This is a genomic window from Shewanella sp. GJ50-10, assembly GCF_055808815.1.
The window spans coordinates 1,420,181-1,432,132 of sequence record NZ_JBVVSS010000001.1 but is presented as its reverse complement, the minus strand read 5'-3'; the positions used below and the strand labels follow the sequence as shown (position 1 = coordinate 1,432,132).

Annotated in this window: 9 protein-coding genes; 7 read left to right on the top strand and 2 right to left on the bottom strand. The window is 40.8% G+C overall.

Features of this window, described 5'->3' with window-relative positions; genetic code table 11:
- Positions 1-5: 5 nt before the first annotated feature.
- The 4 genes from AC0L4E_RS05975 (at position 6) to AC0L4E_RS05960 (ending at position 6,281) form a co-directional block, all read left to right on the top strand.
- Complete coding sequence (locus AC0L4E_RS05975; RefSeq protein ID WP_473678422.1) at positions 6-1,019, top strand: cupin-like domain-containing protein; 1,014 nt, start codon at positions 6-8, stop codon at positions 1,017-1,019.
- A gap of 118 nt (positions 1,020-1,137) precedes the next feature.
- Entirely contained in the window at positions 1,138-2,670 is a 1,533-nt protein-coding gene (locus AC0L4E_RS05970) for a tryptophan halogenase family protein (protein ID WP_473678421.1), read from the top strand.
- Positions 2,671-2,715: 45 nt separating this feature from the next.
- Entirely contained in the window at positions 2,716-3,471 is a 756-nt protein-coding gene (locus AC0L4E_RS05965; protein WP_473678420.1) for a DUF6445 family protein, read from the top strand.
- Positions 3,472-3,611: 140 nt separating this feature from the next.
- Positions 3,612-6,281: a beta-glucosidase gene (locus AC0L4E_RS05960; protein ID WP_473678419.1), complete on the top strand. Its 2,670-nt coding sequence runs from the start codon at positions 3,612-3,614 to the stop codon at positions 6,279-6,281.
- A gap of 65 nt (positions 6,282-6,346) precedes the next feature.
- Here AC0L4E_RS05960 and AC0L4E_RS05955 read toward each other — a convergent pair whose 3' ends face one another.
- Entirely contained in the window at positions 6,347-6,883 is a 537-nt protein-coding gene (locus AC0L4E_RS05955; protein ID WP_473678418.1) for a tRNA-uridine aminocarboxypropyltransferase, read from the bottom strand.
- Between the two features lie 116 nt (positions 6,884-6,999).
- Between AC0L4E_RS05955 and AC0L4E_RS05950 the strand changes: the two genes are divergently transcribed.
- The 3 genes from AC0L4E_RS05950 to AC0L4E_RS05940 all read left to right on the top strand — a co-directional run bounded on the left by AC0L4E_RS05950 (position 7,000) and on the right by AC0L4E_RS05940 (position 10,274).
- A complete protein-coding gene (locus tag AC0L4E_RS05950) occupies positions 7,000-7,623 on the top strand; it encodes a LysE family translocator (protein ID WP_473678417.1) in 624 nt (207 codons plus the stop codon).
- Between the two features lie 556 nt (positions 7,624-8,179).
- Complete coding sequence (locus tag AC0L4E_RS05945) at positions 8,180-8,632, top strand: hypothetical protein (RefSeq protein WP_473678416.1); 453 nt, start codon at positions 8,180-8,182, stop codon at positions 8,630-8,632.
- 172 nt (positions 8,633-8,804) lie between these two features.
- Entirely contained in the window at positions 8,805-10,274 is a 1,470-nt protein-coding gene (locus tag AC0L4E_RS05940; RefSeq protein WP_473678415.1) for a capsule assembly Wzi family protein, read from the top strand.
- Between the two features lie 96 nt (positions 10,275-10,370).
- On the opposite strand, the gene AC0L4E_RS05935 is transcribed toward AC0L4E_RS05940, so the two are convergent.
- The gene (locus tag AC0L4E_RS05935) at positions 10,371-11,897 is read right to left on the bottom strand and encodes a sigma-54-dependent transcriptional regulator (protein WP_473678414.1); all 1,527 of its coding nucleotides are present in this window, start codon (positions 11,895-11,897) and stop codon (positions 10,371-10,373) included.
- Between the last annotated feature and the right edge of the window lie 55 nt (positions 11,898-11,952).

The window sequence follows — 11,952 nt, the reverse complement described above, 5'->3', positions numbered from 1 at the left end:
TGCAGATGGAACATAGTCAGACAGTAAAGGTAATTGAAAATTGTCCATTATCTGATATCGCATTAATGATGGCTCAAACAGATGAGCCAGTCATTTTTAAAGGCGCTTGTCTGGCATGGCCAATTGTGCAAGCAGGATTAGATTCTGCAAAATCAGCAGCTGACTACTTGCTTAGTTTTTATAAAGATACCCCTGTAACGGCTTATTATGTTGAGCCCAAACATAAAGGCCGCGTGTTTTATAATGAGCAGGTTAATGGCTTTAACTATCAAGCTGCTCAGCTTAATTTAAATCAAGTAATTGATAAGCTGTTCGCCCATAAAGATGACGAATTGCCACCAAGCATTTATATGGGCTCTACTGAAATTAATCAGTTCCTGCCGGGGTTAGCTGATGAGAATAGTTTAAAAATTGAGCCTATTAGACCTTTAACCAGTGTCTGGTTAGGCAATCAATCAAGAATCGCAGCCCATTTTGATTTTCCGCAAAACCTCGCTTGTAACGTCGTTGGCAAACGTACCTTTACCCTTTTCCCACCTGAGCAAGTGAGTAATTTGTATATCGGCCCTATGGAGTTTGCTCCCGGTGGTCAAGAAATCAGTATGGTTGATTTTGATAATCCAGACTTTGAAAAATATCCTAAATATAAGCAGGCCTTAGCAGCAGCAAAAACCGCAGAACTTGAAGCCGGTGATGTGCTTTATGTGCCTAGTATGTGGTGGCACCAAGTGAGTGGCATTGAGTCATTTAACGTATTGATTACCCACTGGTGGCGCGATACCCCTGCCTACCTTGGAAGACCCAATAACGCCCTCGCTATGGCGATGTTAAGCCTTCGCTCACTGCCTAAAGCGCAAAGACAAGCTTGGAAAGCCATGTTTGAACATTATGTTTTTGATCATGATGACGATGATATCAGTCACATCCCCGAAGGTGCCCAAGGGATGCAAACCAAGCCACTTGATGAATTAAATGCTAGAAAATTAAGAGCTGATTTGATTAATAAACTAAAACGATAATCGTGTATGAGCACAACTAAACAGATAACTGATTAATAGAGTGCTCATTGATAATTTTGGAAATGAATAATAAAGAGTAAATCACTATTTAGTGACTTAGCCCTAAGGAAACCCTGTTATGCAAAAGCAACACTCCAGCAATGAAAACAGTAAAGCTAACACTGGCAACAAGCCGATTAAAAAAGTGGTTATCGCCGGTGGTGGAACTGCAGGTTGGATGGCGGCCGCTGCATTAACAAAGTTATTAGGTAAAAATTTAGAAGTGGTACTCGTTGAATCTGACGAAATTGGTACAGTCGGTGTTGGCGAAGCGACGATTCCCACATTACATATTTTTCATCGCTTACTGGGCATTAAAGAGCAAGATGTCATGGCAGCGACTAATGCCACATTCAAGCTCGGGATTTCATTTGAAAATTGGCATGATGTAGGCAAAGACTATATTCACTCCTTTGGTTTTTTGGGTAAAGACTGCTGGGCTTGTGGTTTCCAGCACTTTTGGCTTAAAGGCCAACAGCGCGGTATCGTTAGTGAAATTGGCGATTACTGCACCGAACATTTAGCAGCCCGTGAAGGCCGTTTTGCTGTACTGCCAAATCAAGATTACAACCATGCTTATCATATGGATGCGACGCTTTATGCCAAGTTTTTACGGGTCATCGCTGAAAAGCACGGCATCACCCGAATTGAAGGCAAGATTTCAGATGTGTTGCAGCACGAGGACACGGGCAATATCAGTGGTTTAAAGCTGATGTCAGGTGAGCTAATTGAAGGTGATTTATTCTTAGATTGCACGGGTTTTAGAGCCATGCTTATCGAAGGTACACTCAATACAGGTTTTGATGATTGGAGTCATTGGTTGCCGTGTGATAGCGCAATTGCAGTGCAAACTAAAACCACCGAAAAACCGATCCCTTATACTCGCTCAATCGCTCGAGATTCAGGTTGGCAGTGGCGTATTCCGCTGCAAAGTCGTACCGGCAATGGTATCGTTTTTTGCAGTAAATACATGAGTGATGAAGATGCCAAAGCCACCTTAATGAACAACATTGAAGGTGAGCCGCTAACCGATCCTCGAGTGATCAAATTCCGCACTGGTAGCCGCCGTAAAACATGGCATAAAAACTGTGTCGCAATAGGCCTATCATCAGGCTTTTTAGAGCCATTAGAGTCCACCAGCATCCACCTTATTCAACGTGGTATTGTTCGCCTACTCCAGATGTTCCCTTCACAAGGTATTGTTGAAGAAGACATCAATGAATTTAACGAACAAACCCGCACTGAAACTGAAAATATCCGCGATTTTATTGTGTTGCATTATAAAGTCACTGACCGCACTGATACTCGCTTTTGGCGCTACTGTAAAAACATGAGTGTGCCAGCATCGCTGCAGCATCGTATCGATATGTTTGATGCCTCTGGCAAAGTTTATAAGCACGGCAATGAGTTATTTGGCGAAAGTTCATGGATACAGGTGATGATGGGTCAAGGGCTCGCACCAAAGCAGTATCACCCTATTGTCGATATGATGGAAGATGAAGAACTTGAACATTTCTTAGGTAATATCAAGTTAAAAGCAAAGCAAAAAGTGGCTAACTTACCTGATCATTACGATTTTGTGCAGAATTATTGCAAGTCAAAAATGTTATAAATCCAATGGTAGTGTTATTTAAATAGCGAGTCAGTAAGGTTGTATATGACAGATCAAAATACACAGCGTAAACGAGCACAGGAAATGACCGATCTTAATCCGCTGATATTGGTGAATAAGCCAATTAAGCCTGAGATCCATTATATCGGTGAACTGCGTACACCTGTGATTGTCATCGATGACTTTACTGCTGATATCTCGGAACTACAAAACTGTGCTAACCAAGTCGACTTTGATTTAGATAAAGGCTCTTACTACCCAGGAGTTAGAGCTAAGCTACCAAAAGATTACGTCATCGAAGTTCTGAACCATGTATTTCAGTTAATTTATGATGTTTACAAGATCCCGACCAATTTGCGCATCAAACCCCAAGCAACTTATTTCTCCTTAATCAATCGACAGCCTGAAAGCTTGACCACTTTGCAGCGTATTCCACACTTTGACACACCAGCTCCTTATTACTTTGCTGTACTGCAATACCTCAATGATAGTCCCCATGGTGCCACTGCATTTTTTAAGCACCAACCCACGGGTTATGAGCGTATCACCCAATCGAACATGGACAAATACTTCAGAGCAGCCGAGCCCTACTTACAAGAATTAGCGCCCTTTCCAGCTCAATATTTTGTTGAAAGTAACGAGCATTATCAGCAGCACCATCATATAGAGTATAAGCAGCACCGCTTGGTCATATACCCTGGGAATTTATTACATTCCACCTTGGTTAATCACCAAACTGATATTGACAGTAATCCCCAAACGGGCCGCTTAACGGCCAATATATTTATCAATGTTAGCTAAAAGTTCGTTCTATCGAGTGTTACTGGTAGCTGTCGCGAAAATGAAACGCCACCAATAATTACATTATCCCTATAAGCATAAACAGACCTTTAAACCAACATTTAATCATTTACTAATGACTAATCAGCAAGGAGCCTGAGATGAAAGCCAAAAAACGGCCAAAAATGAAAGCGCTTACAAACAGTGTATTAAATACAAATATTCCCAATAATCGTATACTTAGAACATTGTCGATTTCATTGCCCATTTCAGCTTCAATGCTTTTGCTTAGTACAAGTGCAACTATTGCAGCAACTTCAGAAAGTGAAATAAGTCAATCACATGCCCTTTCTGTTCTTAGCAATAGCGAAGAACAACGCTTACAAGGCCGTTTATCTAAGGTTGAACCTGAAATTGAACGTTTACTGCCACTGCTCACTTTAGAAGAGAAAGTATCACTGGTGCATGCTGGCGGTAAGTTTCATATCCCTGCAATTGAGCGATTAAATATCCATGAAATGTGGATGTCTGACGGTCCCCACGGTGTACGTTACGAAATTGACAGAAACTCATGGGCACCTGCTGGCTGGACCAATGACTATTCAACTTACCTACCGCCACTCACGGCCGTAGCTGCAAGTTGGGATCCTAAAATGGCAAGCCTTCATGGTAATGTTCTTGGCGCTGAGGCGCGCCACCGTAATAAAGACCTCATTTTAGGTCCAGGGGTTAACCTTGCAAGATTGCCGCTTTACGGTCGTAATTTCGAATACATGGGCGAAGACCCTTATTTAGCAGCGGCTTTGGTCGTTCCCACAGTTAAGGCAATTCAAGCTAATGACGTAGGAGCAACGGTTAAGCATTATGCTCTTAATACCCAAGAATTAAACCGTACAGGTGTGAATGCAAAACCCGATGAGCGCACTCTGCGTGAGGTCTATTTACCCGCATTCGAAGCTGCTGTAAAAGAAGCCAATGTGCATGCCATCATGGGCGCATATAATGAGTTTCGCGGCACCAATGCTAACCAAAGTCATCACCTTATTAAAACCATTTTAAAAGGTGAATGGGCTTACGAAGGTGTGCTCCTTACTGACTGGAATGTCGATATCAATACCTATGACGCCGCCATGAACGGCCTAGATATTGAAATGGGCACCGCTGTCGAAAGTTATGATGAATACTTTTTAGCAGATCCACTATTAACAATGATAAAAGCCGGTAAAGTGCCTGAATCTGAACTTGACGATAAAGTTCGTCGTATTCTTAGAGTGCAATTAAGCATAGGTATGATGGATAAACAACGTTTATCAGGTGAGCGTAATACCCAAGCCCACCGTGACGATGCCCGCACTATTGCGTCCAATGGTGTGGTGCTATTAAAGAACAATAAACAAGTATTACCCCTTGATGCGAATAAGGTCAAAAACATCTTAGTATTAGGGCCTAACGCAGATAAACGACACGGTTTTGGTGGTGGCTCATCAGAGGTAAAAGCCTTATACGAAATCAGCCCACTTGATGGCCTAAAAGCCAAGTTTGAGCAAGCTGGTAACAAGGTCAATATTCAGCATATGCGCCCAGCAAGTAGTGAATTTATGCCTATTCCTAATGACTACTTAACCACACGTCACTGGACTGGTACCCCTTCTTGGCAAATTAATTATTATGCAGATAATCAACTTAAACAATTAACCAGCGAATCTTGGATAGCAGACCCGCAGTTTGACGCCAAAGGTCAGCAACAAAACGTTGAAATACTCGCAAATATCAAACCGATGGAATCAGGTAAACACACATTAAAAGCCCTAGGTGATGGTAAGGTTTCTCTGCTGATTAATGATAAACAACTATTTAGTCAAAACGCTCAACAAACCAATGTGATTAATGAAGATATTGAACTTAAAGCCGGTGAAACTTACGCCTTTAAATTAGTCTACCAAGGTAAGAAACACGTCACATTAGGCTGGGAAACACCCAATAGCTTGTATAACTCAGAATCAGAGTATTTAAGTGCTGCCAAAAGTGCTGATGCAGTTATTTATTACGGTGGTTTGAGCCATGCTGATGACCGTGAATCCATTGATAGGCCAGATATGAAGTTACCTGGCCAGCAAGATGAAATCATTAGCAAACTATTAGCTGTTAACCCTAACACCGTGATATTCATGATTGGCGGCTCTGCCGTTGAAATGCCTTGGGCTAAAAAAGCGAATGCCATTGCTTGGGGCTGGTATGGTGGTATGGAAGCTGGCCATGCTTATAGCGATGTCTTATTTGGCGACGTTAACCCAAGCGGTAAATTGCCGATCACTTTACCTATAAAACTCCAAGATACTGCGCCAATCGCTTTAAATGACTATAACGAAAAAGAGTCGTTATATTCTGAAGGTGTATTTATTGGTTATCGCTGGTTTGAGCAACAAAAAATTGAGCCTGAATTCCCGTTTGGCCATGGCTTGTCTTACAGTGAATTTAGCTATGACAACATTAAATTCTCAAGTAGCAAGCTAAGCGGAGATGACACATTAACTGTTACAGCCAGTATCACCAACACCAGTAAAACCGAAGGCGCTGAAGTTGTGCAGCTTTATCTTTATGATGTTAAATCAAGTGTACCTCGCCCGCTTAAAGAGCTAAAAGGTTTTGATAAAATTTGGCTTAAAGCAGGCCAAACAGGCAAAGTAAGCTTTACCCTTAATAAGCGTGACTTATCATTTTGGGATGTTAAAACCAATGACTGGTTAGCCGAATCTGGTGAGTTTAAGGTTATGCTTGGTTCATCAGTCGAAGACATTCGATTGCAAAAAAGTTTTAACTATCAGCAGTAAGAAGTTAAAAATGCGAGGAGATAGGTTACCTCCTCGCAACTGCATCTGTAATTAACTAAACACGTTTAAAACTTAGATTTATCATCTATTTGCTGCTTTAGTAATGTCATGATCTGTTCAGCATCCTGTGACAGCCCGACTTGAAATAATATATGCGCTGCGCACTCTGCAGTGCACAACCCGCCTTTTACCTGATTCCTTCTTAGTTCATAGATAGATCCAACAGAACTATCAAATGACACTTTTTTGAGTTCCTTTAAATAGGGGCTGCGATTATATATTTTGCGGGCTTCTTGCCATGTGGAGTCAATAATAATTAATGCATCATAATCTGATAAAGAACGGGATACTGGATCTTCAGTATTAACATCTGTAAGAACTGAAGAAATCACAGAAGAATGAACGGCAGAAATAGTTGAAGAGTTTTGCTGCGTCATGTCAGGAAATAATAAACCTACTTTAGCCTCATTTATTAATCTAATCAGATCAAGATTTGGGTTTACCCTATCCCATTCGATAACTAACGCGTTGTCATCCATAACCTGTTTTACCCAACGACCAGTATTCGTCGGCCTAGTCGTTTCTTTTTGATGGGTGAGCAATATGATTTTCATTATAAAAGGATTTTTAACTCTGTATTACGCATTAAGAGGACATTGCGTTTTTGTATTTAATTAAGATAAGCTCAGCAACTCATATCACAGGAAGCACAATTATAATGGAACTACAGCAATCACTCAGCCTTTTATTTACCATGCTAGTGCTCGCAGTGGTTCCTGGCCCAGTAGTCTTTGCAATTATTTCACGCTCCTTTTCTCACGGTTTAGTGCCTGCAATGCAATTATTTGTCGGGGTTTTAATGGCAGATTACCTATTTATTTATATTGCCCTATTTGGCCTAACCGCATTAGCAAGCGTAATGGGAACTGCATTCGTGGTGATAAAGTACTTAAGTGCCGCTTACCTTTGCTGGTTAGGGTATCAGCTCATTGCTAGCAAAACACAAACTGCAGAAATCGCCGAAATCACTGACGGAAGTTATTCAAACGGAATAAAGAATACTGTGACAGGCTTGATGGTTGGCTTGAGTAACCCAAAAGCAATCATCTTTTACATTGGTTTTTTCCCTGCATTTGTTCCTTCTGACAAGATTGGCTTTAATGATGCTGCTATCGTCATGGGGATTGCAACCCTTGCATTTGGCAGTATCAACTTGTGTTACGCATTGATGGCAGTAAAAGCTAAAAAAATATTCAGTTCAGCAAAAGCAAATAGGGTTATAAATCGAGTTGCAGGAAGTATCATGCTCATCGCAGGTGTGTTAATCGCTGTGAATATTTAAATTCCCCCAAACAAAAGACTCTATCAATAAGTTATACATTTCCTCTAAAACAATAAGTTATACATTTCCTCTAAAACAATAAACCTTAGCTCAAGATCATAATTAATCTCTAGCATGTTAAACCAAAGATCAATTGTTAATATAAAACAGCTAAAGATATAACCTACAACACACAAATGTTGCGTAATTCGTATTCGTTACACTGTAGAAAAATAAACCAATAACGCACATTGAATGTAAACATTATAATAACTGATGTTTTCATAAGGTTTTTGGTAAATGTTCAAGGTGTAGTTTCTAATTGATATAGCTCATTTAGTTGGAGAGTTTTATACCTTCACCGTAAAAGCACAAAATGGCTTATAACGAATTGGTTCAATAGCAGTTAAGCTTAATTAAGCTATTATTCAATTTCGAGACTCAGATCTTAATCAGATAAATTATGAAAGCAGCTAATAGTGTAGAGAGCTATGGTTACAATTAACCTCTAGAATTCGCATCTACAGTCAATCTAGGTGAGTTGTTATAAATATTACTTTTAGTTTAGGAGTTCAATATGCAGGTTCAATCTTCAGTCAATAGTTATCAAACCAATACTGTTAGTACTGTTGATACTGACAGTGCTGTTGCCCAAACTACAGCGCCTTCCACTCTAAACCAAGCGAGCCCTCAATCAGATACCGTTAGCTTAAGTGCTAGAGCGATATCAATGTCTGAAGCTGCTAAAACACACTCTGAGCCAGAAACTCAGCCAACACTCCCTAATGATGGCGAAAAAGTGGAGAATTATGTTCATTACAAAAAAGCCCAAGCACAATATCAGTTCTATTCTGACTTAGCGGGCGTTGCTAACGGCAGTGATGGCTCAATGAGCGCAACTTCAGCCTATATGGTCAAAAATAACGATGATGCAAGAGCGGCAACCGTTCAGGCTGCTAACATGAACAACCAACAAGATATGTTGAATACTTATATGGAAACGACGCAAAGTATTAATGAAAACGTTTAAGCTGTTAATTGATAACATTCTTATTAATTATAGTATCTGATTTCGATACTCATATGTAACAAGCAGTAAAAATTCAACTTCAGTATTAACCCCATACTCAATAGGCTGTTATCATTAGCGATAACAGCCTATTTTTTATTTGATGCATTATATTCATCTAATTGAGAACAAAATGAAGTTAAAAATACTAGCAGGGATAGCATTACTGAGCAGCTTTTCAACACAAGCGGCTTGGTGGATTGAACCTACCGACTTACCACTTCGCGCCGACATTCAACTTTTAGCCGATACAGGTATTATTCTCCAACCTGTGACTACTTTCCCATTAATGTGGTCAGGAATAAAATCAGATCTTGATAATGCAGCTGAAAGCCCAATGACTGTGCATCAAAAAGATGCTTTTCATCGCGTGATGCGTGCCTACAATAAAGATCACCAGGCCGTTAATTTAGGTGCTAGCCTTTCAGGCGCCAACGAACAAGCCCGCTTTATCGGCTATGGTAATGATTACCGCGATAAAGCAGAAGTCGAATTTACCGCAGAGGTCACCCAAGATTGGTTCAGTGGACGACTCGCTGCCAGTTATCATTACGATGCGATTGATGGTAATGAGTCCCGCCTTGATAACAGTTTTGCAGCCGTAAAACTTGGCAACTGGATACTCACTGGCGGCGCTGTACAAAAGTACTGGGGACCAGGTTGGGATTCAGGCTTAATTCAAACCACTAATGCTCGCCCAATGCCTGGGGTGACTTTATCACGTAACAACAGTAACGCCTTTGAAACGCCATGGCTTAACTGGATTGGCCCTTGGACATTTACCACTAGCTTTAGCCAAATGGAAAGTGACCGCTATGTACCTGATACCCAGCATTGGGGCGCTCGCGGTACAATTAAACCTATTTCAAAATTAGAAGTTGGCTTTTCATGGACCATGCAGTGGGGCGGTGAAGGTTACGGAAACAGCTTATCAGACTGGTGGGATGGACTAACCAATGGCGGTGTATATGAAGGCGATGAAGTCAACGGTCAAGAAAACATGCTCGCTGGCTATGATTTCAGATGGTCAGATACTGCCTGGGGCGTACCTTATGGTATTTATTATGAGCGTATTCATGAAGATTACCACAACGGCAAAAACAGATTAATTAACGCTTCTAATATGGGCGGTGTTGACATTTACATTGCTGAATTAAGCACACGTTTCTTTGCTGAGTATTCTGATACAGCGGCATCATGTGGTGTAGAGTCAGATGTTTATAACTGTATGTATGAGCATGGGTTTTACCAAGATGGTTACCGCTATTACGGCAGAAGTTTAGGCAGTACCTATGATAATGATTCTAGAGTGGTAGTCTTAGGCGGTATAACTCAATTAGAACACGGACAGAGTCTAAGTACTAAGTTACGTTATGCCAAATTAAACTTTGATGGTGTAGATACTGGTAATCCTAGTGGAGGAAATCCTGTTTCTCCAGGTCGTTATGAACGCCTGTACCAATTAGATGCTAGCTATCACCGCCCATTCTATGACGGTAAGCTCAAACTTGGTGGTACCGTCGGTTATAGCGAATACCCAGAAATCGACACCAGTAGCGACTGGGAAACCACCTTCTATGCAGGTTGGGAACGTGATTTTTAAGTTAACTTAAATAAGAACCTACCTTGAAAGTAAAAAGGTAATTAATTAAAAAGCCCATCAAATTTGATGGGCTTTTTGCTTTAAATTTTAAAACTACTACAAACCTTTATCTTCCCATTGTTGCTTCTTACGATAAATTGTTGAAGGGCTGACATCTAGTAAAGCGGCGGCTTTAGGAATATTACCATCACATTGCGTAATCGCGGTTTCAATGGTGTATTTCTCTGTAAGCCAAAGCGGCTGAATATCATCTTCTGATGCCACTGCACTCACAACCGATTCTGCCAGTGCTGACGAAGCACTAGAACTGCTTAAATCAGCGTGTGAAGTAATTACCTGTGGATGTTCGCCCAAATGTGAGTGTGACTCTAATTGAGGTTGCGGTTTCGCATTAATCTCAGTGACTGTGGCAATTTTATTCGCTGGTACAGCTTCCGTTTTAGCTAGGGTTAACGCCGCTGTGACTTGAGCTGGAAGCATAGATACACTCACTTCATCAGCAATATTGAGTACTACAACTTGTCGTATGACATTTTGCAGCTGCCGTACATTACCTGGCCAAGAGTATTGAGTGAAGCAACGTTCAACTTCTGAACTAAAACGCTTAAAGGTCTTACCCTCTTCTTTGCTGTACTGTTTAAGCAACTTTTTCGCAATAGAAATAACGTCTTTACCACGTTGCCTTAATGGCGGTAATTCAATGGGAATAACATGGAGGCGATAATATAAATCTTCTCTGAATCGACCATCTTGTACTTCTTTCCAAGGGTCTCTGTTGGTTGCACTAATAAAACGTACATCGACTTTTTCTTCTTTACTGCCACCCACTCGCTGAAAAACACCAGTTTGAATAAAGCGCAGTAGCTTGCTTTGAAGTTCTAAATCCATCTCACATAATTCATCAAGAAATAACGTACCACCATCAGCTCGAGTGGCAGCGCCGTCACGGTTACTAACTGCGCCGGTGAACGCCCCTTTAGTGTGGCCGAATATTTCACTCTCAATCAAGTCTTTAGGAATCGATGCACAATTTAACGCTATAAATGGTTCCTGTGCGCGAATACCTGCTTCATGAATCGCTTGGGCACATACCTCTTTACCTGTGCCACTTTCCCCTACGACAAATACAGATGCCTTACTGTTCGCGACACAATCAATGGTGTTATAAACCGTTTGCATTGCCAGTGAGTCACCAATAAAACCATGAAAGTTTGTTTTAGGTAAACTGTTTTCATAGTTCGAAACTAACGCGAGTAAATCACGTTGCTTTAGTGCATTTCGGACGGTAATCGACAGCCTTTTGCTGTCAAAGGGTTTAATCAAAAAATCAAATGCACCTGCACGCATAGCATCGACAGCTAAATCAATGGTGCCGTGAGCTGTGATCATAATGACTGTAATATTGGGGTATTCTTTCTGCACTTTCGTCAAAATATCCATTCCTGACATATCGGGCAATTTGATATCTAAGACCAATAAGTCAGGCTGCTTGAGCGCTAATTCTTTTAATGCATCTTCACCAAAATTAACATGGGTGACTTCTGCACCTTCTGCGCAGAGATATTCACTGTATAACGCGCCTAATGACATGCTATCTTCTACAAGAATGGCACTAAATCCCATGGGTAATTCCTTTTTATTTCAATGTCTTTTGTTTCAATATTTTTTGTATCAATAA

What these genes read in the sequence shown, in the direction of transcription:
- AC0L4E_RS05975 (WP_473678422.1), top strand. Translation starts at nt 6, where the DNA reads ATGGAACATAGTCAGACAGTAAAGGTAATTGAAAATTGTCCATTATCT.
- AC0L4E_RS05970 (WP_473678421.1), top strand. Translation starts at nt 1,138, where the DNA reads ATGCAAAAGCAACACTCCAGCAATGAAAACAGTAAAGCTAACACTGGC.
- AC0L4E_RS05960 (WP_473678419.1), top strand. Translation starts at nt 3,612, where the DNA reads ATGAAAGCCAAAAAACGGCCAAAAATGAAAGCGCTTACAAACAGTGTA.
- AC0L4E_RS05935 (WP_473678414.1), bottom strand. Translation starts at nt 11,897, where the DNA reads ATGGGATTTAGTGCCATTCTTGTAGAAGATAGCATGTCATTAGGCGCG.
- AC0L4E_RS05945 (WP_473678416.1), top strand. Translation starts at nt 8,180, where the DNA reads ATGCAGGTTCAATCTTCAGTCAATAGTTATCAAACCAATACTGTTAGT.
- AC0L4E_RS05940 (WP_473678415.1), top strand. Translation starts at nt 8,805, where the DNA reads ATGAAGTTAAAAATACTAGCAGGGATAGCATTACTGAGCAGCTTTTCA.
- AC0L4E_RS05950 (WP_473678417.1), top strand. Translation starts at nt 7,000, where the DNA reads ATGGAACTACAGCAATCACTCAGCCTTTTATTTACCATGCTAGTGCTC.
- AC0L4E_RS05965 (WP_473678420.1), top strand. Translation starts at nt 2,716, where the DNA reads ATGACAGATCAAAATACACAGCGTAAACGAGCACAGGAAATGACCGAT.